The organism is Thioclava sp. 'Guangxiensis' (assembly GCF_045348365.1).
Classification (GTDB): Bacteria; Pseudomonadota; Alphaproteobacteria; order Rhodobacterales; family Rhodobacteraceae; genus Thioclava; species Thioclava kandeliae.
Window position 1 is genome coordinate 997,896 of sequence record NZ_CP155822.1, and the last position, 21,102, is coordinate 1,018,997.

Below are 21,102 nucleotides of genomic sequence, written 5' to 3' on the forward strand. Positions count from 1 at the left end.
TATGAGCGCATTAGATGCGTCTCGCTTCCATTTAGTACCAGAAGCATCACGAGGGCAACATATGGCTCAAACATTGCTTACGACGGCGGAGGTTGCACAGAAGCTGGCGATCTCTGTGCGAAAGGTGAGGGAACTCATGGCCATCAGGGAGTTGCGGTACGTTCGGGTCTGCCGAAGGAATCTGATCCCGCCAGAAGCGATAGACGAGTTTCTTGAGCGGAATACCGTGGCTCCCCTTGATCGCAGGAGCGCAGGTGATGCCGATGATTGAACTGATGTCCGCCCATGAACTGGCGACGCGTCTAGGATTTGCGAACTCCAGCGGACCTTTCCGGAACTTCTGCGCACGCGTCGGTATCCAGCCGATCCGCCGCAATCCGCACTACTTCGACCCCGTTCACGTTCGATTCCAGCTGGACAAGGCCCAGCACATCCCGACCCACCCCGCGGAAGGCGAGGGCAAAGAGACTGGGCTGGTGGCTCAGCGGAGGTTGCGCCGTGCGCAGCAGTGACTTGCCAAAAGGAGTGCATCGAGTTCGGCGCAAAGTTTCAGCAGGCTATAAGTATCATTTCTATGCTTGGCGCGGCGGCCCGAAGTTCTGGGAGGACATGGTACGCACCCCTCGCGTGCCTGACTTTTTCCAAGCGTTTGCTGCGAGCACTTCTAAGCCAAAGCAGCATGCGTATTTGGTGGCGCAGCTCGTTGAGGAGTTCCTGAGCGGCGACGCGATGCCTCCAAAGGCTCGCTCGCGGGAAGATGTCGAACTCTGGGTGAAGCGATTCCAAGTCGAGTTTGGCGAGGATCCGGTCGCAATGTTCGAAGAACCTGCGTCTCGGGCGGAGTTTAATGCTTGGCGGAAGCGCTGGATTCATTCACCGAAGCAGTATGACATGGCGGGAACTCATGCCGTCAAACTCCTAAATTGGGCCGTCAGTGAAGGACGGATCAAGGAGCACCACTGTAATCGCCTGAAGAAACTCTACTCCTCAAATCGTAGCGAGATCGTGTGGACCCCGACAGACATTGAGGCATTTAAGAAGGTGGCGCCAGGTTGGGTGCAGCGCATCCTGTTGTTGGGCTGTGAGACCGGACTGCGAGTGTCAGACTTGGTGCAGGTTCGGATTGATCACTTCGAAGACACCCGGTCTGGGAAACGCCTGCGCTTCAAGACAGGCAAGCGTGGCCGGGTTGCATATATCCCCGTGACTACTGGCTTGGCGGAGCTCGTTGAAGCGACGCCAGTAGGACAAGAGACACTTCTTGTCAGCCAGCTTGGCCATCACCTATCTGCTCGCTGGGCCTCCAACCAAATCACTAAGTGGCGGCGCGAAGCCAAGATACCGCCTTGGGAAGATGGCCGCGAGAAAACGTTAGCCGATACACGGGGCACAGCGGCTACTCGCTTGCTCAATGCGGACCTCTCTCTACGCCAAATTGCAACCTTGATGGGGTGGTCTGTCCGCTACGCATCGCAAGTGATCGAAATTTACGCTCGCGTTAGCCCAGACGAAAGTGACGAGGTGAGCAGGAAGCTTGAGCGCGCCAAACAGCAAGAAAATTTGCGATGAATGTAAACGCGTATGTAAACGGCAAGGCCGCTACACTGAAAGGAGTGACGCAAGTGCTTGAAGATAGATGGAGGCGAGTACCGGAATCGAACCGGTGTACACGGATTTGCAATCCGCTGCGTCACCACTCCGCCAACTCGCCAGCCAGTGGTGAGGCGCGGTCTAACCGATTGTGCAAGGTCGCGCAAGAGGGTGTGACACCCAAGCAGCATTGATTTTCACATCTTCACCCTGAGACAATGCCTAACTTGCCCCGAAAAGCTTTCTATGTAAGTAATGGCACAACAATCCAGACTGAAGAGTTTAGCAAAATGCAGGACTTCGAAACGCGCCGCGTGGTCATGGTGGACACCCAAGTCCGGCCCAATGATGTAACGAAATTTCCGATCATCGAGGCCATGCTGAATGTCCCGCGGGAAAGCTATGTGCCCGATTCCCTGCGCGAGGTCGCCTATCTGGGCGAAAATCTCGAACTCGCGCCCGGCCGCGTTCTGCTCGAGCCGCGCATTTTCTCCAAGCTGCTGGATGCCCTGAACATCACCGCAACCGACCTCGTGCTCGATCTGGGTTGCGGATACGGATATTCCTCCGCCGTGATCGCGCATCTGGCCGAAGCTGTCGTTGCGGTAGAGGAAGATCCGCTGGCCAAACAGGCCGAAGCAACCCTGGGTGCTGCCGAAGTCGACAATATCGCAGTGGTGCAAAACGCGCTCGAACAGGGCGCGCCGCAACACGGCCCCTTCGATGCGATCATTATCGAGGGCGCCGTCGAGGAGGTCCCCTCGGCCATTATCGACTCCCTCAAGGAAGGCGGCCGGATCGGTGCGGTCTTCATGGAAAACAATCTCGGGATCGCGCGTATCGGCACCAAGACCGATGGTGTGGTGAACTGGCGGGATGTGTTCAACGCAGCAGCGCCGGTTCTCGAGGGCTTCCGCAAAGTAAAAAGTTTCAGCCTGTAACGCGCCCCATCGGGCATATCGCAGGATGTCTATCCAAAGCCCTCGCCGTCAGGCCGGGCAGATAACATAGCAGAGGCATGACGGGCAAAATGTTCAAATCACTTGTATTGGCCGCAGGAACTGTAGGGTTCATGGCAATCGGATCGGCGATGGCAAGCGCAGAGACGCTCGCCGATGCCATGATCTCCGCATATAAGAACTCCAACCTTCTGGAGCAGAACCGCGCCACGCTGCGGGCCGCAGACGAGAATGTTGCACAGGCGGTTGCCGCGCTGCGTCCTGTCGTGCAATGGACTGCGGATTATGGCTGGAGCAAGTCGGAAGGCGTGTCGTCCTCGACGGGCCGCGAAGTGACCACCGAAGGCTCCTCCGCCTCGACCGCACTGAGCGCCTCGATCACGCTGTTCGATTTCGGGCGCAACCGCCTGACCGTCAGCTCGCAGAAAGAGGCCGTCCTGGCCACCCGTGAGACCCTGCGCTCGATCGAGCAACAGGTGCTTCTGGCCACCGTTCAGGCCTATTCCGATGTGAAGAGCGCGCAGGAACAGGTCTCGATTAACCAGAACTCGGTCCGCGTGCTGCAAGAAGAACTCAACGCCACCAATGACCGTTTCGATGTGGGCGAAGTCACCCGCACGGACGTGTCGCTGGCCGAAGCCCAGCTTGCCTCGGCTAAGGCCTCGCTGGTAAGCGCGCAGGGCTCGCTCGTGACCGCGCGCGAGGATTACAAGGCCGCAACTGGCCATTATCCGGGTCAGCTGGCACCGCTGCCCAAGGCTCCCAATCTACCGAAATCGCGCGACGAGGCCGCAAGCACCGCACAGCGCAACCATCCCAGCATCAAATCGCTGCAGCATTCGGTGACGATCTCGGAAATCGCGATCCAATCGGCCAAAGCGAACAAGCTGCCGGAAGTCACCGGTTCGCTGTCGCTCTCCAATGACGAGGGCGGCTATGTCGGCCAATCCGCCAGCATCGGGCTGAGCCAGACACTCTATTCGGGTGGTGCACTGGATTCGGCCTATCGTCAGGCCGTGGCAAACCGGGATTCAGCCCGTGCGGAACTGCGTCAGGAAGCCGTGGATGTGGCGCAGGCCGTGCTGTCGTCCTATTCCTCCATCGACGTCTATCGTGCCCAGATCCGCTCCTATGACGAGCAGATCCGCGCCGCCAATGTCGCCTATGACGGCGTGAAGGAAGAGGCCACCCTCGGTGCCCGCACCACGCTGGATGTTCTCGATGCAGAACAGGATCTTCTGGATGCTCGCGCCTCGCGTATCACCGCCGAGGCCGATTTGCAGGTAGCGTATTATCAACTATTATCTAATATGGGTTTGCTAACGGTGGAAAACCTGAAGCTGGGGATCCCGACCTACGATCCGGCCGCATATTATAACGTTGTGCATAATGCGCCGCTGACCAGCATCCGGGGCGAGAAGCTCGATCGCGTTCTGAAGGCGATCGGCCAGAAATAAGCGCCTCCACCGTTCCGCGGGCCCGCCACCGGGCCCGCCTTGTGTGAATGTTCGGATCCGGGTGGCACTGTCTCTCTCCGGGTCGCCTGCCGGATTGGAGAGCCTATGGCCGAGCCCGAGAAAAAGATCGAAATCGAGGACGTCCTGTCCTCCATTCGCCGTCTTGTCGCGCAAGATCCACTTCGTTCCAACACGCGCATATCTCCGGAAAGCCCCGATCCCGAGCCGGAAGAGGCTCTTGTGCTGACGGCATCGGATCGGGTAGAGGACGCGCCTGCCCCCTCCTTTGCGGAAGAGGATGAGGCGGCAGAGGCCTATGACCCAGCCACAACCTTCGCGATGGCGGGAGACGACGCCCCCTTTACGGATGAAGCCCCGCAGCCCGAAAGCGCCATGACGGACGCGGATGCCGAGACTGACTTCGGGGCCTCCGCCGATACCGAGGAAAGCCTCGATCAGGAATGGGAAGCGGTCAACCAGACCGCTCCCGCCCATGACTGGCCCGAGAGCGAGGAGACCGATATTTCCGACACTGAAGCCGATTTGTCCGAAACAGCCGCCTTCGACGCTGCAGAGATGGATCACACCAGCCCCGATGCACCGGAGATGACCGATGATGTGCTGCAGCTGGAACCGCATATGCAGACCCGGCCAGCCAGCCCTCTCCCGTCTCCGGCTCAAACTCCGCTCCTTCCCTCGGTCGGGGAGGATTTCGAGCCGGAGGAAGGCGATCCAGCCCCTCTGGCGGGCGCGCTGAACGCATTCGGTCATGGCGGCACCGCAACCGGCAAGACAACCTCTCCCGTAACGACGGCATTCGGCGCCACGGAGCCGGAAGACGACACCGGCACGGCCTTCCCTGCTTTTGAGGGCGGAGATGATGATGGTCCAGCGGAAGCGGAGCCTGCCGGGATCAATGCTGTGGAGGAGCCGGACAGCGAAGACCCCGATCTCGCCTCGCAGGACTGGGCCGCCGAGCCGGACGGAGCCTCGCCGGAAGCAGACTGGCATCCCGAAGAGGACCTTCCCCCCGAGCTGGAAACCGCAGCCGAGGCGCTAGCCGGATCCGTTGTCGCAGCGGCTGAGGTCGATGTCCTGCGCGAAGCCACCCGCAGGCTGCATCTTACCCGCCCCGCAACCGAGCTGACGGCCGAGAGCGCCCGGCAAGGCGTTGCACGGCAGAGCCCCTCCGATGGCGCACCGGTCTTTGACGAGGACGCCCTGCGCCAGATGGTCGGGCGTATGATCCGCGCCGAGTTGCAGGGCGCTCTGGGCGAGCAGATCACCCGCAAGGTGCGCCGTCTGGTGCGGCAGGAAATCAACCGCGCCCTGATTTCGCGCGAATTCGAATAGGTCCTCGGCCGAAACTACGTCAACATCCCTGCCCCGAGATTTCCTTGCGGCACACGGGGCAGGAGAGTATAGGCAGGGTATGACTCGGATTTTTGACATCATGGAACGTGTTCGCCTGCGCGAACGCTTCTACGGCGAAAGCCGCTCGGTCCTCGCACGACTTTGATGCGCCGCCTGTTTAGGCGGCCTTGTGTCATGCCTGAACCTCCCTGAGTAATTCCACAGCTATCCCTATGAAAGTGAGAGCCATGTCTGCTCCGAAGACCCTTTATGACAAAATCTGGGACGCCCATGTCGTTTCCGAAGACGAAGACGGCACCTGCCTGCTTTATATCGACCGCCACCTCGTCCATGAAGTGACCAGCCCGCAAGCCTTCGAGGGCCTGCGTATGGCGGGCCGCAAGGTGCGCGCGCCGGAAAAAACCATTGCCGTTCCGGATCATAACGTCCCCACCACGCTGGATCGTGCCTCCGGCGTGATCGAGAACGAGGAATCCCGCATCCAGGTCGAAGCGCTCGACAAGAATGCCAAGGATTTCGGCGTGAATTATTATCCGGTATCGGATGTCCGTCAGGGCATCGTGCATATCGTCGGTCCCGAGAACGGCTGGACGCTGCCGGGCATGACCGTCGTCTGCGGCGATAGCCACACTGCGACCCATGGCGCATTCGGCGCGCTGGCGCACGGGATCGGCACCTCGGAAGTGGAGCATGTTCTGGCAACGCAGACGCTGATCCAGAAGAAATCCAAGAACATGAAAGTCGAGATCACCGGCAAGCTGAAACCGGGCGTGACCGCCAAGGACATCACGCTGGCCGTGATCGGCGCCACCGGCACCGGCGGCGGCACCGGCCATGTCATCGAGTATTGCGGCGAGGCGATCCAGAGCCTGTCGATGGAAGGCCGGATGACCGTGTGTAACATGGCCATCGAAGGCGGTGCCCGCGCGGGTCTGATTGCGCCCGACGAGACGACTTTCGAGTATGTCAAAGGCCGTCCGCACGCGCCCAAGGGTGCGCAGTTCGAAGCCGCTCTGAACTGGTGGAAGACTCTCTTCACCGATGAGGGCGCGCATTTCGACAAGGTCGTCACGCTGAAAGGCGAAGAGATCGAGCCGGTTGTGACCTGGGGCACCTCGCCCGAAGACGTTCTGCCGATTTCTGGCGAGGTTCCGGCACCGGACTCGTTCAAGGGCGGCAAGGTCGAGGCGGCCAAACGCTCGCTCGACTATATGGGCCTCGAACCGGGCACCAAGCTTGAGGATATCGCGATCGACGTGGTGTTTATCGGGTCCTGCACAAATGGCCGTATCGAGGATCTGCGCGCTGCCGCAGAAGTGCTCAAAGGCCGTAAGGTCGCCGAAGGCGTGCGCGCGATGGTCGTCCCCGGCTCGGGACTGGTCCGTGCGCAGGCCGAGGAAGAGGGTCTGGACAAGATCTTCCTGGATGCAGGCATGGAATGGCGTATGGCAGGCTGCTCGATGTGCCTCGCCATGAACCCCGACCAGCTGGCCGAGGGCGAGCGCTGCGCCTCCACCTCGAACCGTAACTTCGAGGGTCGTCAGGGCTACAAGGGCCGCACCCATCTGATGAGCCCGGCAATGGCCGCCTGTGCCGCTGTGACCGGCAAACTGACCGATGTGCGCAAGTTCATGGAACTGGCGGACGCATAAGGAGCGACGACAATGGAAAAATTCGAAAAAGTTACCGGTATCGCCGCCCCCATGCCGCTGGTCAATATCGACACCGATATGATCATCCCCAAGGGCTTCCTGAAGACGATCAAACGGACCGGCCTCGGCGTGCATGCCTTCGCCGAGATGCGCTACAACCGCGATGGCAGCGAGAACCCCGATTTCATTCTCAACAAACCCGCCTATCGCGAGAGCCAGATCCTGATCGCGGGCGACAATTTCGGTTGCGGTTCCTCGCGCGAGCACGCGCCGTGGGCGCTGGCGGATTTCGGCATCAAGGTGGTCATCTCGACCTCCTTCGCCGATATCTTCTTCAACAACTCGTTCAAGAACGGGATGCTGCCGATTGTGCTGCCGCAGGACGCCGTTGATACGCTGATGAAAGACGCGGAAAAAGGCGCCAATGCGCGCATGACGGTGGATCTCGAAGCGCAGGAGATCACCACCTCTGAAGGCACCGTGGTCAAGTTCGACGTCGATCCTTTCAAGAAGCACTGCCTGCTGGAAGGCCTCGATGATATCGGCCTGACACTGAACAAGGCCTCCGCCATCGACAGCTTCGAGGCACAGGCCGCGCAATCGCGCCCGTGGGTCTGAACGGGCAGGTCTCAGGCAGGGGGCTTCCCCCCGCCGATCCCAAATGAAAAGGGCCGCCTCTCGGGGCGGCCCTTTTCATTGCTTCACATGAAACAGCGCTCAGGCGCCAAGTGCTTCATCCACGGCTTTCTTGAAATCATCCCAAGCCATGTTGGAATATTTCTTGCCATTGATGAAGAAGGTCGGCGTGCCATCCACCTTGTCTTCTTCGGCATGTTTCTGGAAGGTCGCAACCATGTTGCGGGCGCGGGTCTGGTCATTGAGGCAATTCTCGATCGCGTCCTTGTCCAGACCGGCCTTAAGCCCCAGCGCGCGCAGGTTGGCGGCAATCGTGGCCTGCTGGCCGTCGCCGATCCAGTCTTTCTGCTCGTCGAAGATCATATCCGCCACGGCGTAATATTTCATCTCGCCGCCGCATTGCGCCAGCAGCCCTGCCCAGAGGCCGAACTTGTCGAAATAGACCTCGCGCATGATGAAACGCACCTTGCCGGTGTCGATATATTCCTTCTTCAGCTTCGCCCACGAGGTCTCGTGCCAATGCGCGCAATGCGGGCAGGTGAAGGAGGCATATTCGATGATCGTCACCGGTGCATCCGCCTGACCGATCGGGATATCGGGCAGGATTTCCGCCTTGGGCGTGTCAGCAGCATCTTCGGCGGCGGCAGGCGTTGCAAAGCCGGTCATGGCGCTCTGGCCGCGGCTGCTGATCCAGCCCCCCAATGCAGCCACAACGGCGGCACCGGAAATCCCGAGCAGGAAGGAACGTCTGTTCATAAGTTAGCCTTTCTTCTGGTCAGACCGCTTGGCCGACTTCATCAACACATTCTGCGCCAGCATCTCCAGCGCGGATTTGAGCCCCGGATCCTTGCAATCGGCCGCTGTCGCTTGGGCCTGTGCACGGATTTCGGGAGTGGGTTCGGGCCGCGCCTTGGGGGCTGCGGTAAACTGCGCCTGCCCATCGGCAAAGCCTGTGGGCGCGGTCTGGGTCAGTGTGATCCGCGAGATCGCATTATAGCCATAGCAGGCATTCACCTTCTCGCGGATCCGCGGGATCTCCATCTGCATCATCGGACCCGCGGCGCCAAGCGTCAGCAGGGTCAGGGTGGCCCCCATCCCATCCCGCGCATAGCCGATTTTCACGGGGCGGCACTGGGCGGCGATTTCCTCACCCACGATCTCGGACCAATGGGTCAGAAGCCGCGTCACGGCAAAGCCCCGCGTCTCGCCCACCGAGCGGATGCGGTCTTTCAGCAGGCCGGAGGCGGATTCGAACCCCCGCATCCGGCGCGAGGACATAGGGTTATAGCCGGAGCCTTTGCCCCGTTTCGCTTTCCCCGTATCGCTGGTCGTCGTTTTCTTTGCGGCCATCTGTCAATCTCGCGTTCAACTGTTATTTTAGGCACTCCGAGGCCCGATACCAACCACTTGCCGATAAGAGAGCATAAATATTGCGTGACGTAGCCGATATCAGCCCCGCCCTACTGGCATGGTATGACCGAAATGCCCGCGTTCTGCCATGGCGCACAGGGCCTGCGGACCATGCAAAGGGGCTGCGGACCGCGCCCTATCGCGTCTGGCTGTCGGAGGTGATGCTGCAACAGACCACCGTGGCCGCCGTGCGCGACTATTTCCGCGCCTTCACCACCCGCTGGCCGACCGTCACCGATCTGGCGCAGGCGGAGGATGGTGATGTCATGGCGGCTTGGGCGGGGCTCGGCTATTATGCCCGTGCGCGCAACCTGTTGAAATGCGCCCGTGTTGTGGCGTTCGAGTTGGGCGGAGAGTTCCCGCAGACCGCACGCGAGTTGCAGGCATTGCCCGGTATTGGCCCTTATACGGCGGCGGCCATCGCCTCCATCGCCTTTGACGAGCCCGCCACCGTGGTGGATGGCAACGTGGAACGTGTGATCTCGCGCGTCTTCGCGCTGACCGATCCGCTGCCCGGCACACGCCCTGAAATCGCACGGCTGGCGGGGTTGGTTACGCCCACGCACCGTGCGGGCGATCATGCGCAAGCGATGATGGATCTGGGCGCTACGATCTGCACCCCGCGCAATCCGGTCTGTGCGTTGTGTCCGCTCGATACGGCCTGCGAGGGCCATGCGCAGGGTATCGCCGCGACCCTTCCGGTCAAGGCGCCCAAAAAGGTGAAGCCCACACGCTTGGGCCATGCCTATGTGCTCACTGGCCCCTCCGGCGAGGTGCTGGTCGAGCGCCGCCCCGATCGCGGGCTTCTGGGCGGCACGCTGGGCTTTCCGACCAGCGACTGGGCCGAGACGCTCCCCGCTTTCGCGCCTCCCGTCACGGCTGACTGGACGCAAGCCCCCACCGACGTGCGCCATACATTCACCCATTTCCATCTGGTTCTGACCGTTCATCGCGCAACCGGCCATATGGAAGGGATGCTGGGCGATAACGCGTTCTCGCCCGAGGATCTGCCCACGCTGATGCGAAAGGTCTGGGAGGCGGCGCAGACTGCTCCTGCCAAGTAGCCGCCGCGCAAGCCCGATTGCACCCCCGCGCCCATCATGTCTATGCTGGCGGCGAATAACGGAGGCCCGATATGTCCACACGCGAAGAGCTGGCCCAGCCGGAACGCGCCCTGCCTTTCTGGCTGTCTCTGGGGACGATTCCGCTGGTACTGATCGAGATGATGTTCGGCGGCTGGACGCTGATCCTGCTGCCGCTCTATGCGTGGTGGGTGGTGACGCTTCTCGACAAGATCCTTGGCAAGAATGCCGACCAGCCGGATGTGGACACGCCCGAGGAGGATCTGTTCTGGTATCGCGCGATTACCATGGCATGGCTGCCGCTCCAGCTCTGCGTGATCTATGGCACGATCTATTTCGCGACCCATGACAGCGGGATGAACCTTATTGAAATCGTGGGGCTTTTCTTCGGGGTAGGCGTAATCTCGGGCACGATCGGCATGGTCTATGCGCATGAGCTGATGCACCAGAAAGACCCCGTGGAACGCTGGCTGGCCGACCTGCTGCTGGCCTCGGTGCTCTATTCGCATTTCCGCAGCGAGCATCTGCTGGTCCATCATTCATGGGTGGGCACCCCGCGCGATGCGGTGACGGCGCGCTATAACGAGGGCTTCCACCGCTATTTCCTGCGCGTGTTGAAAGACTGTCCGACCTCGGCGCTCGAGGCCGAATGCCGCCGGCTCGACCGCGCGGGCCGCCCGCATTGGGATCTGTCGAACCCGTTCTGGCGCTATGCGGGGCTGCAGCTGGCGGCACTTCTGCTGGCCTTCATGGTGGGCGGGATCTTTGGCGTGATCCTCTTTGCACTTCAGGCGATTTTTGCGATCTGGCAGCTGGAGCTGACCAATTATATCGAGCATTACGGGCTGACACGGCGCTATCTAGGTGAGGGCAAATACGAGCATGTCCAACCGCATCACAGCTGGAACGCCTCGCATACTGCCTCGAACTGGCTGCTGATCAACCTGCAGCGCCATTCCGACCATCATTACAAGCCCAGCCGCCGTTTCCCGCTTTTGCAGACCTATGCCAAATCGGAAGCGCCGCAGCTTCCCTTGGGCTATCCGGCAATGACCACGCTGGCGATGTTCCCCCCCCTCTGGCGGCGACGGATGAACCCGCGGGTGCGGGCATGGCGGTCGCAGTTCTACCCCGATATCGAGGATTGGTCGCCCTATAACATGGGGCTTTTCCCTAATCCACGCGGCTCGGTGTGACCACGCGCATCGTCAGATTGATCCGGCCGGGCTGTTTGAGAAGCAGGCTGGTGCCCGCTGCGATCCGGTCCACGCCGTGATAACGCAGGCGGGCCGCGCCCTCCATCACCACCACATCGCCCGAGCGTAGCCAGAGGCTTTCGGTCTTGCCGCCGCGCTCCAGATTGCCGATGCGGAAGAGCGCCTCGTCCCCCAGCGAGACCGACACGACCGGCTGGCTCAGATCGCCCTCGTCGCGGTCCTGATGCATGCCCATTTTCGCCTCCGGCCCGTAATAGTTGATCAGGCAGGTCTCGGGCGGGCGGGCTTGCGGCACCAACGCGCCCCAAAGCGCCGTAAGGACAGGCGGGATCGGCGGCCACGCGCTCCCTTGCGGGTGGTGCGGCGCATAGCGGTAGCCCCGCGCATCCGACATCCAGCCGAAATTCCCCGCCGAACTCATCCGCACCGACATCTGCGCGCCCGAGGGCGTAACCGGCGAGAAAAGCGGAGCCTTGCGCAGCATTTCGCGCAGATCCGTCACCAATCCGGCCTGCTCTTCGGGCGTGAACCAGCCCTCATAGACCCTGAAACCACGCAACTCCCGCGCTTCGGGCCGCACCAGAGACGGGTCAGGCGGGAAATTTGCAGGCGGGTTCGAAAAATCTGTTCGATTCTTGTCATCTTCGGGCATCTCGAAACCTTGCAGCAGCATTTTGCCCTCCTTATATAGCTTCCGAAGCCGATTGCAGAGCCCGCGCCAAAGGTCGTGCAATGTTATCGGAAGCTAAAACTGCAAACCCTGGGATGGGAGGCAGGGGCCTTGACGGACCTGTTTCCCGACATCGCCAAAAGAAGAGGTATTGATATGGGTAAAGTCATCGGGATTGACCTCGGGACCACCAACTCCTGCGTCGCCATCATGGACGGCGCACAGCCGAAAGTCGTTGAAAACTCCGAAGGCGCACGCACCACGCCGTCGATCGTGGCCTATACCGACGAAGAACGTCTGGTCGGCCAGCCGGCAAAGCGCCAAGCGGTTACCAACCCCACCAACACGATCTTTGCCGTGAAACGCCTGATCGGCCGTCGGACCACCGATGCCGAAGTACAAAAGGACAAGGATCTCGTGCCCTATTCCATCGTTGACGGTGGCAATGGCGACGCATGGGTCGAAGTGAAGGGTGAGAAATACTCCCCCGCTCAGGTTTCTGCCGTGACCCTGCAGAAGATGAAAGAGACCGCTGAATCCTATCTGGGCGAGGAAGTGACGCAGGCCGTCATCACCGTTCCGGCCTATTTCAACGATGCTCAGCGTCAGGCCACCAAAGATGCCGGCAAGATCGCGGGCCTCGAGGTTCTGCGTATCATCAACGAGCCGACCGCCGCCGCACTGGCCTATGGTCTGGACAAGAAAGACAGCAAGACCATCGCTGTTTATGACCTTGGTGGCGGCACCTTCGATATCACCATTCTGGAAATCGACGACGGTCTGTTCGAAGTGAAATCCACCAACGGGGACACGTTCCTTGGCGGTGAAGACTTCGATATGCGCATTGTCAACTTCCTCGCCGACGAGTTCAAGAAAGAGCACGGCGTTGATCTGACCAAAGACAAGATGGCGCTGCAGCGTCTGAAAGAAGCGGCTGAAAAAGCGAAGATCGAACTGTCGTCGAGCCAGTCGACCGAGATCAACCAGCCCTTCATCTCGATGGACGCAAAAACCGGCACGCCGCTGCACATGGTCATGAAGCTGACCCGTTCGAAGCTGGAAACCCTCGTGGGCGACCTGATCAAGAACTCGCTCAAGCCCTGTCAGGCAGCGCTGAAGGATGCAGGCATCTCCAAGGACGAGATCGACGAGGTCGTTCTGGTCGGCGGTATGACCCGTATGCCCAAAGTCGTTGAGGAAGTGACCAAATTCTTCGGGAAAGAGCCCCATAAAGGCGTGAACCCCGATGAGGTTGTGGCTCTTGGCGCGGCGATCCAGGCCGGTGTTCTGCAAGGCGATGTGAAAGACGTTGTTCTTCTGGACGTGACCCCGCTGTCGCTTGGTATCGAAACGCTGGGTGGCGTGTTCACCCGTCTGATCGACCGCAACACGACGATCCCGACCAAGAAATCCCAGATCTTCTCGACCGCGGAAGACAATCAGAACGCTGTGACGATCCGCGTGTTCCAGGGTGAACGCGAGATGGCTGCCGATAACAAGATGCTCGGCCAGTTCAATCTCGAGGATATCCCGCCGGCACCGCGCGGTATGCCGCAGATCGAAGTGACCTTCGATATCGACGCCAACGGTATCGTCTCTGTTTCGGCCAAAGACAAAGGCACGAACAAAGAGCAAAAGATCACCATCCAGGCATCGGGCGGCCTGTCCGACGAGGATATCGATCGCATGGTGCGTGACGCGGAAGAAAACGCCGAGTCGGATAAAAAGCGCAAGGAACTGGTCGAGGCGACCAACCAAGGCGAGAGCCTGCTGCACTCGACCCGCAAATCGCTCGAGGATCACGGCGACAAGGTCGATGGTTCGACCGTCGAGGTGATCGAATTGGCGGCCAACGCGCTGGAAGAAGCTCTCAAGTCGGATGATGGTGCCAAGATCAAGGGCGCGATCGCCAACCTGCAGGACGCTGCGATGAAACTCGGTGAGGCCATCTACAAGGCCGAGCAGGAGAAGGCTTCGGCGGAAGAGGACGCGGAAGAAGCAGACGACAATCGCTCGCCGAGCGATGACGACATCGTCGACGCTGATTTCGAGGATCTCGGCGAAGATCGTAAGCGCAACTGATCGGCTTGGAACAATGTGGACGGGCCCGCTGCTAGGGCGGGCCCGTTTTCATGTTCTCCGAAGGGAGCTATAGAATGGCAAAAAAGGATTTCTACGAGGTTCTGGGCATCCAGAAAGGTGCCTCGGCCGAAGAGATCAAGAAGGCCTATCGCACGAAAGCGAAAGAGCTTCACCCCGACCGGAATTCGGATAATCCGAACGCCGAAGCCATGTTCAAGGAAGTGAACGAGGCGCATGACGTTCTGAAAGACCCCGAGAAGAAAGCGGCCTATGACCGTTATGGCCATGCGGCCTTCGATGGTGGCATGGGTGGCGGTCGTCCCGGTGCGGGCTACGGCCAGCAGGGCGATTTCGCCTCCGCTTTCTCGGATGTGTTCGAGGATCTCTTTGGCGATTTCATGGGTGGCGGCGGTGGTCGTGCCGGTGGTGGCGGGCGTTCGCGCGCAACCCGCGGCTCGGATCTGCGCTATAACCTGCGTGTGACGCTGGAAGAGGCGTTCAAGGGCGCCCAGAAACAGATCAATGTTCCGGGTTCCGAGAGCTGCGACAGCTGCCATGGCACGGGTGCCGAGGGCGGCGCCGAGCCGCAAACTTGCCCCACCTGCGGTGGCATGGGTAAGGTCCGGGCACAAAACGGTTTCTTCACCGTGGAACGCACCTGCCCCACCTGTGGCGGCCAAGGTCAGGTGGTGAAAAACCCCTGCCGCAAATGCCATGGCGCGGGCCGGATCGAGAAAGACCGCACGCTTTCGGTCAATATCCCTGCGGGGGTCGAGACCGGCACACGGATCCGTCTGGCCGGTGAGGGCGAGGCAGGTCTACGCGGCGGGCCGTCCGGAGATCTTTATATCTTCATCGAGGTCAAGGAACACGAGCTGTTCCAGCGCGACGGATCGACACTCTTCTGTCAGATCCCCGTTTCCATGGCCAGCGCGGCTTTGGGCGGCGAAGTCGAAGTGCCGACAATCGACGGCGGTCGCTCGCGGGTGAAAATTCCCGCAGGCAGCCAATCGGGTCGGCAAATGCGGCTGCGCGCCAAGGGGATGCCCGCACTGCGCGGTGGCGCGGTCGGTGATATGCTGATCGAACTGGCGGTTGAAACGCCGGTCAACCTGACCACGCGCCAGAAGGAAATTCTGCGTGAGTTCGAGAAGATCGAGGCAGAGAATAACCCGCAAGGGGCGTCCTTCTTCCGGAAGGTGAAAAGCTTCTGGGACGGGATGACCGGATAAGAAAAGCCGCCCCTCGGGGCGGCTTTTTCAATAGCTGCGGGAATAGCTTCCTGACAAGCCGGACGAGAGCGCGAAGGCAGAGACGGTCTGGTAATGCTCTTTGGTGTAGACCATCGAGGTCTGGTTCTTGCTCTCGACCTTCTCGACACCCACCGCCTCATGCGACCAAGCGGTTTCGGTTGTCACCGATACATTCAGCTCGCCATTGGCGATCTGGTCCTTCATGTCGGCCACAAGCGCGGCTTTCTGACCCGCCCGCGCCATTTCCTTGCCCTTCTCGAGGAAGGCCATAGCGGCTTCGGTATCCTGCCCCGTCATGGCGAACAGGCGTAGAAGCGCGCGCTGGCGCCCCCATTCGGCCTTGCTCTGGCTGGCATCGATCATCTGGTCCGCGCGGTCGCCCAAAGCCTGATCGATCAGGCTCTGTGTCTCGGCCTCGGTTTCGGCTTCCAGCATCGCGGTGCGGAAATCCTGCTGGCTCCCGAGAATGGTATCAGCCTGCTGCAGCGTCCCGACATAGGCGGACAGCGCTTCGGCTCCACCCTTGTCCCAGACTTTCTGTGCCTCCTTGGTCAGCACGGCCTCGCTATCGCCCTCCAGCATCGCCTGCGCCGAGGAGATCTCGGATTGCAGCTGGCTACGGATATTCGTCATCAGGTCCAGTTCCATCTCGGAGGCCGAAACAGGGCGAGCGAGCTTAGACTCCTCCACCGTTATCTCGGGCGTGCGCACCGACGATTCGGAGATCGTGACAACAGCCACGTCCTGCACACGGCCAGATTGTGTCTGATAGCCGCGAATATGGGTTCCTAACCCCGAATAGAGACCGATCATCACACCGCTCCTTACACCCCGCTGCCATGATCGCGTTTTGTGGTGAAGAATGTGTAAGGAATGGCAAGCTGAGTTCGAAGATGGTGAACGGGTTAAGGATTTATTCACCATACGCACGGCATTCTGGGGATATGAAACAGTCGCCCCGCCACTTCAACGAAGCTCCGATGCCGCTTTTCGGCCATCCAGACGAGGCCATCGCCCCGCATCCCGTGGGGCGGGCTCCGGACGGGCGCCAATCGGTGCGCCTGCCCTCCTATATCAAGGATCACCGCAAACGGCTGCGCACACGTTTCATGGACGGCGGGGCGCAGGCCCTGCCCGATTACGAAATGCTGGAACTGGTGCTATTCCGCGCGATCCTGCGGCAGGATGTGAAACCTCTGGCGCATCGGCTGATGCAGGCGTTCGGCGATTTCGGGCGGGTGCTGGCAGCCCCACCCTCGCGGCTTGCAGAGATCGAGGGCGTTGGCGAGGCGGTCATTATCGAACTGAAGGTGGTCGAGGCCGCAGCCCACCGGCTGGCCCGCGCCAAGGTGATGCACCAGCCGGTGCTCTCCTCATGGGATGCGCTGCTGGATTACTGCCACACCGCGATGGCCCATCGCGAGACCGAACAGTTCCGCGTGCTCTATCTGGACCGCAAGAATACGCTGGTCGCCGATGAGGAGCAGTCGCGCGGAACGGTCGATCATGTCCCCGTCTACCCGCGCGAGGTCGTGAAGCGCGCGCTGGAGCTGAACGCCTCGGCGCTCATTCTGGTGCATAACCACCCTTCGGGCGACCCGACGCCCTCGGAGGCCGATATCTCGATGACCGAGCAGATCAATCGTGCGGCAGGCGTTCTGGGGATCGTGCTGCATGACCATCTGATCATCGGCAAAAGCCGCGAACTGAGCTTCCGCGCCGAGGGTTTCCTGTAAGCGGAATGCCCCTTGCCGACCTATCTTATTGGCCGGCCTTGCTCAGATCCGGAAGATCCATGACCACCGAACCGCCCTGCTGGTCGCATTCGGGCATCATGAGATTGACGGCTGTGACCGGATGTAGCTTGCTCCGGTCCGCCCATGCGATACCGCCTTCGAGTGTCTGGCCGCAGCTCTCGCCGGTGACCGGCGCATCCACACTCAGGCGGGTCTCGCCAAGCGCAAGACGGGTCGAATAGACCTCCGCCTGCTGGCCATCCCCGACCGCGGAAAACCGCGTGACATACCCATCCGGAGTGCCCTCCGTATCGCCCTTCCTGGCAGAAAGATGCATGGCAACGGGACGCGCCCATGACAGGACCACACGGTTCCAGTCATCCGCCTCGGGCTGTACGATCCCCGCCGAGGCCACGCCCCCCGCGCTGGCCACCGTCAGACGGGCCTGGGCCAGCATGGCAGGCACGAGCCCGCTCCACTGGCCCTGCGCGTCCAGTTTTACGTCGAATTGCAGGCCTGGCTGGGTCAGGCTGGCCACGACACCCCCATTGCAGGCGTCGGTATACTCCACCGAAATCATACCGTTTTCCGAGGGCTCGAGCTTGAGAACAGGCGCCGCGCAGCTGGTTGCCTGCGCAAGCTGCAGACGCGCTTGGGCGGGTTGGTCAAGACCGCCCTCCCCCGAGAAACTGGCCGAGTAGATCCGATCCTCCGGCATCTCCGGCAGAGGGAGATCGGAGACCGGCGTCCGCGTCGGTGCCATCGTCAGAACGGGCCGCGTGCCCAGAGCGCTGGCCAGATGCCCGTCACTGACGGGACGCGCGATATGGGGCACGGCTGCATCGGCGGTGGAAACGCCCAGCTGGGCAAAGATCTGGTCGGCATGCTGCATGAACTGGCTGCAAGCCACGGCTGTTATACCGGTGCCCAGAATCAACGAAATTTCGCGCATCTTCTGTTTCATCTCGCTCTGCCTGCTCGCTCTTTGGCCATCCGCTCTTTGGCGCTTAATGCTTACTTAACAAGATATAACCAAAACGCGTTCTCTGAAAGGCACGGATATGGCGGGAGCATGGCGCAAATGAAAAGAGGGCGGCAAAATTGCCACCCTCTCTCCGCTTGTATCCACTGAATTCAGAGCTTGCCGTGGCAATGCTTGAATTTCAGACCCGACCCGCAGGGGCACGGATCGTTGCGGCCCGGCTCGCCCCAGGTCGAGGGATCGTTCTCGTCGAAGCCTTCTTTCGCGATGCCACCGATCTCGACCCGCGGAAGCTCTTCGGACACCGTTTGCGGCTCGGGCTCTTCGGGCTCGTCATTGCGGGCGTTATACATCTGGGCCTGAAGCGCCTCGCGCTCCTCTTCCGTCAGCGGACGGATCTGGCTCAGACGCTGGGTCACATCGAGGCGCAGACCTTCGAGAAGGGCCTCGAACAGCTGGAAGCTCTCGGTCTTGTATTCCGACAGCGGATCGCGCTGCGCATAGCCACGGAAACCGATCACCGAACGCAGATGCTCGAGTTTCACCAGATGCTCGCGCCATTTGGCATCAACGGTCTGCAGCAGGACCTGCTTCTCGATGGTGCGCATGACGTCGGGGCCGAAGGCGGCTTCCTTTTCGGCCATATAGGCGTCCGAGGCTTCCTCGATCCGCTCCAGCATAACTTCCTGATCCACGCCCTCTTCCTGCGCCCAGTCTGCCAGCGGCAGGGTCAGGTTGAGATGCTCGAGGATCGCGGCCGAGAAGCCCTCGATATCCCACTGATCAGCATAGGATTTCGGCGGCAGATATTGGTCGACCAGGTCATCGAGGACCTGATGGCGCATATCGGCCGCGATCTCTCCCACCTCGTCGCTATCCATGATCTCGCGGCGCTGATTGAAGATCGCCTTCCGCTGATCGTTCATCACATCGTCGAACTTCAAAAGCTGTTTGCGGATGTCGAAGTTGCGGCCCTCGACCTTCGCCTGCGCACGCTCGAGCGATTTGTTCACCCACGGGTGGATGATCGCCTCGCCCTCTTTCATGCCGAGCTTGGACAGAACGTTCTCCAGCTTGTCCGAGCCGAAGATGCGCATCAGGTCATCTTCCAGCGACAGGAAGAACAGAGAGCGGCCCGGATCACCCTGACGGCCCGAACGGCCACGCAACTGGTTGTCGATCCGGCGCGACTCGTGGCGTTCAGTGGCCAGAACGAAGAGACCACCGGCCTCGAGCACTTTCTGTTTCTCCTCCGCGGTCGCGGCCTCGATACGGGCGCGGACCTCTTCGGGATCGGCCTCGGGATCCTGGCTCAGCGCCTCCTGCACGCGCATTTCGACGTTGCCGCCGAGCTGGATATCGGTCCCGCGACCGGCCATGTTGGTGGCGATGGTCACTGCACCCAGACGGCCAGCGTCACCCACGATCTGGGCTTCCTGCTCGTGCTGGCGAGCGTTGAGAACGTTGTGCTGGATGCCGGCCTGCGTCAGCAGCTGCGAGAGCATCTCGGATTTCTCGATGGAGGTGGTGCCCACGAGGATCGGCTGGCCCTTGGCATTTGCCTCGCGGATCGCCTCGATCACCGCCTGATATTTCTCGATAGCAGTGCGGTAGACACGGTCATGCTCGTCGATCCGCTGCACGGGACGGTTGGTCGGAACCTCGACCACGCCCAGCTTGTAGATCTCGGCGAATTCCTCGGCCTCGGTGGAGGCCGTACCGGTCATACCACCCAGTTTCTCGTAAAGACGGAAGTAGTTCTGGAACGTCACCGAAGCCAGCGTCACGTTCTCGGGCTGGACCGTCACGCCCTCTTTCGCCTCGATCGCCTGATGCAGACCGTCCGACAGGCGGCGGCCCTTCATGGCGCGGCCGGTATGTTCGTCGATCAACACGATCTCGCCATTGGCCACTACGTAATTATCGTCTTTGTTGAACAGCTTATGCGCGCGCATCGCCTGCGTGGCATGGTGAACGATAGTGGTCGACTCGGGGTCGTAGAGCGACTGGCCCTCGGGCAGGATACCGTCTTCCTGCAGACGACGCTCGAGGAATTCGTTCCCCTCCTCGGTGAAGGTCGCGTTGCGAGCCTTCTCGTCAATCGAGTAATGCTCTTCGGTCAGCTCGGGGATATAGGCGTTGAGCTTGATATAGAGGTCCGAACGGTCTTCGGAAGGACCCGAAATGATCAGCGGCGTGCGGGCCTCGTCGATCAGGATCGAGTCGACCTCGTCCACGATGGCGAAGAAATGACCGCGCTGCGCCATTTCCTCGACCGAGTTCTTCATGTTGTCACGAAGATAGTCGAAGCCCAGCTCGTTATTGGTCGCATAGGTGATATCGGCCTGATAGGCGGCCTTTTTCTCGGCATCGGGCTGGAAAGGCACGACGACGCCGGTGGTCAGACCCAGCGCGCCATAGACCTTCGACATCCACTCCGCGTCACGACGCGCGAGATAATCGTTCACCGTCACCACATGCACGCCCTTACCGGCCAGCGCATTGAGATAGACGGGGAAAGTCGCCATGAGCGTCTTGCCCTCACCGGTCTTCATTTCGGCGATCTGGCCCTGATGCAGGAAGATCCCCGCCATCAGCTGGACATCGAAAGCACGCAGGCCGAGTGCACGGCGCGCACCCTCGCGGCAGTTGGCAAAAGCTTCGGGCAGCAGGTCGTCAAGGCTCTCGCCCTGCTCCTGCACCCGCTTCTGGAATTCGCGCGTCTTCCCGATGAGACCCTCATCGGTCAGAGCCGCGAACTCTTCCTCGAGCGCGTTGATTTTCGCCACAAGCGGACGAACGGATTTTACCTTGCGGTCATTCGGCGTGCCGAAAACCTTTTTCGCGAGTGTTCCGAGCCCGAGCATGACTTCTCCGCAATTGGACTGACCAAATCGTGTGTGGAGCTACCCTTGCCGCGCTTTCTGGCGCCCCCTAAGAAGCATGTGAGAAAGGGCTCGGATAGCCTTTTTGACCCTTGGCGATGTAAGGGTCGACTGTCA

19 protein-coding genes and 1 tRNA gene are annotated in these 21,102 nt (G+C 60.8%); 13 read left to right on the forward strand and 7 right to left on the reverse strand.

Going from position 1 to position 21,102, the window contains the following annotated elements; all coding sequences use genetic code 11:
• Window positions 1–61: 61 nt before the first annotated feature.
• Genes ABEB22_RS04990 through ABEB22_RS05000 form a run of 3 tightly spaced genes read left to right on the forward strand, consistent with a single transcriptional unit; the run spans window position 62 to window position 1,569 of the window.
• Window positions 62–271 (forward strand): helix-turn-helix domain-containing protein, encoded by a 210-nt coding sequence (locus ABEB22_RS04990; protein ID WP_406870965.1) that lies wholly within the window; start codon window positions 62–64, stop codon window positions 269–271.
• Window positions 258–512 carry a hypothetical protein gene (locus tag ABEB22_RS04995; protein ID WP_406870966.1) on the forward strand — a complete coding sequence of 85 codons (255 nt, stop codon included), beginning with the start codon at window positions 258–260 and terminating at the stop codon, window positions 510–512. Before ABEB22_RS04990 ends, ABEB22_RS04995 begins: the two co-directional genes overlap by 14 nt.
• Window positions 499–1,569, forward strand: a complete 1,071-nt coding sequence (locus tag ABEB22_RS05000; protein WP_406870967.1) for a tyrosine-type recombinase/integrase — start codon at window positions 499–501, stop codon at window positions 1,567–1,569. Before ABEB22_RS04995 ends, ABEB22_RS05000 begins: the two co-directional genes overlap by 14 nt.
• 68 nt (window positions 1,570–1,637) lie before the next feature.
• Here the strand turns inward: ABEB22_RS05000 and ABEB22_RS05005 are convergent.
• A tRNA-Cys gene (locus tag ABEB22_RS05005) sits at window positions 1,638–1,711 on the reverse strand.
• Between the two features lie 169 nt (window positions 1,712–1,880).
• Here ABEB22_RS05005 and ABEB22_RS05010 point away from each other — a divergent pair.
• The 5 genes from ABEB22_RS05010 (at window position 1,881) to leuD (ending at window position 7,650) form a co-directional block, all read left to right on the forward strand.
• A complete protein-coding gene (locus ABEB22_RS05010) occupies window positions 1,881–2,531 on the forward strand; it encodes a protein-L-isoaspartate O-methyltransferase family protein (protein ID WP_406870968.1) in 651 nt (216 codons plus the stop codon).
• Window positions 2,532–2,620: 89 nt separating this feature from the next.
• Complete coding sequence (locus ABEB22_RS05015; protein ID WP_350936656.1) at window positions 2,621–4,006, forward strand: TolC family outer membrane protein; 1,386 nt, start codon at window positions 2,621–2,623, stop codon at window positions 4,004–4,006.
• A gap of 105 nt (window positions 4,007–4,111) precedes the next feature.
• The gene (locus ABEB22_RS05020; protein ID WP_406870969.1) at window positions 4,112–5,359 is read left to right on the forward strand and encodes a hypothetical protein; all 1,248 of its coding nucleotides are present in this window, start codon (window positions 4,112–4,114) and stop codon (window positions 5,357–5,359) included.
• 248 nt (window positions 5,360–5,607) lie between these two features.
• The gene (gene leuC / locus ABEB22_RS05025) at window positions 5,608–7,032 is read left to right on the forward strand and encodes a 3-isopropylmalate dehydratase large subunit (RefSeq protein ID WP_339113963.1); all 1,425 of its coding nucleotides are present in this window, start codon (window positions 5,608–5,610) and stop codon (window positions 7,030–7,032) included.
• A gap of 12 nt (window positions 7,033–7,044) precedes the next feature.
• Window positions 7,045–7,650, forward strand: coding sequence for a 3-isopropylmalate dehydratase small subunit (gene leuD / locus ABEB22_RS05030; RefSeq protein WP_339113962.1), 606 nt, complete (start codon window positions 7,045–7,047; stop codon window positions 7,648–7,650).
• Between the two features lie 99 nt (window positions 7,651–7,749).
• Here the strand turns inward: leuD and ABEB22_RS05035 are convergent, their stop codons facing one another.
• A complete protein-coding gene (locus tag ABEB22_RS05035) occupies window positions 7,750–8,424 on the reverse strand; it encodes a DsbA family protein (protein WP_339113961.1) in 675 nt (224 codons plus the stop codon).
• 3 nt (window positions 8,425–8,427) lie between these two features.
• On the reverse strand, window positions 8,428–8,946 hold the full coding sequence (locus tag ABEB22_RS05040; RefSeq protein ID WP_339114449.1) for a DUF721 domain-containing protein: 519 nt from the start codon (window positions 8,944–8,946) through the stop codon (window positions 8,428–8,430).
• A 152-nt stretch (window positions 8,947–9,098) separates the two neighbouring features.
• Between ABEB22_RS05040 and mutY the strand changes: the two genes are divergently transcribed.
• Window positions 9,099–10,142, forward strand: coding sequence for an A/G-specific adenine glycosylase (gene mutY / locus ABEB22_RS05045; protein ID WP_339113960.1), 1,044 nt, complete (start codon window positions 9,099–9,101; stop codon window positions 10,140–10,142).
• A 71-nt stretch (window positions 10,143–10,213) separates the two neighbouring features.
• Complete coding sequence (locus tag ABEB22_RS05050) at window positions 10,214–11,356, forward strand: alkane 1-monooxygenase (RefSeq protein WP_406870970.1); 1,143 nt, start codon at window positions 10,214–10,216, stop codon at window positions 11,354–11,356.
• Here ABEB22_RS05050 and ABEB22_RS05055 read toward each other — a convergent pair.
• Window positions 11,334–12,050: an alpha-ketoglutarate-dependent dioxygenase AlkB family protein gene (locus tag ABEB22_RS05055; RefSeq protein ID WP_406870971.1), complete on the reverse strand. Its 717-nt coding sequence runs from the start codon at window positions 12,048–12,050 to the stop codon at window positions 11,334–11,336. The two genes, ABEB22_RS05050 and ABEB22_RS05055, sit on opposite strands and share 23 nt — an antisense overlap.
• Window positions 12,051–12,203: 153 nt before the next feature.
• Between ABEB22_RS05055 and dnaK the strand changes: the two genes are divergently transcribed.
• A complete protein-coding gene (gene dnaK, locus ABEB22_RS05060) occupies window positions 12,204–14,129 on the forward strand; it encodes a molecular chaperone DnaK (RefSeq protein WP_350936666.1) in 1,926 nt (641 codons plus the stop codon).
• A 74-nt stretch (window positions 14,130–14,203) separates the two neighbouring features.
• Entirely contained in the window at window positions 14,204–15,361 is a 1,158-nt protein-coding gene (gene dnaJ, locus ABEB22_RS05065) for a molecular chaperone DnaJ (RefSeq protein WP_339113956.1), read from the forward strand.
• Window positions 15,362–15,388: 27 nt separating this feature from the next.
• On the opposite strand, the gene ABEB22_RS05070 is transcribed toward dnaJ, so the two are convergent.
• Window positions 15,389–16,195 (reverse strand): hypothetical protein, encoded by an 807-nt coding sequence (locus tag ABEB22_RS05070; protein WP_406870972.1) that lies wholly within the window; start codon window positions 16,193–16,195, stop codon window positions 15,389–15,391.
• Between the two features lie 131 nt (window positions 16,196–16,326).
• Here ABEB22_RS05070 and radC point away from each other — a divergent pair, with 131 nt between their 5' ends.
• On the forward strand, window positions 16,327–17,118 hold the full coding sequence (radC, locus tag ABEB22_RS05075) for a DNA repair protein RadC (protein WP_406870973.1): 792 nt from the start codon (window positions 16,327–16,329) through the stop codon (window positions 17,116–17,118).
• 25 nt (window positions 17,119–17,143) lie between these two features.
• Here the strand turns inward: radC and ABEB22_RS05080 are convergent, their stop codons facing one another.
• Window positions 17,144–18,082, reverse strand: a complete 939-nt coding sequence (locus ABEB22_RS05080) for a hypothetical protein (protein WP_406870974.1) — start codon at window positions 18,080–18,082, stop codon at window positions 17,144–17,146.
• 170 nt (window positions 18,083–18,252) lie between these two features.
• Entirely contained in the window at window positions 18,253–20,967 is a 2,715-nt protein-coding gene (gene secA, locus ABEB22_RS05085) for a preprotein translocase subunit SecA (protein ID WP_339113952.1), read from the reverse strand.
• Between the last annotated feature and the right edge of the window lie 135 nt (window positions 20,968–21,102).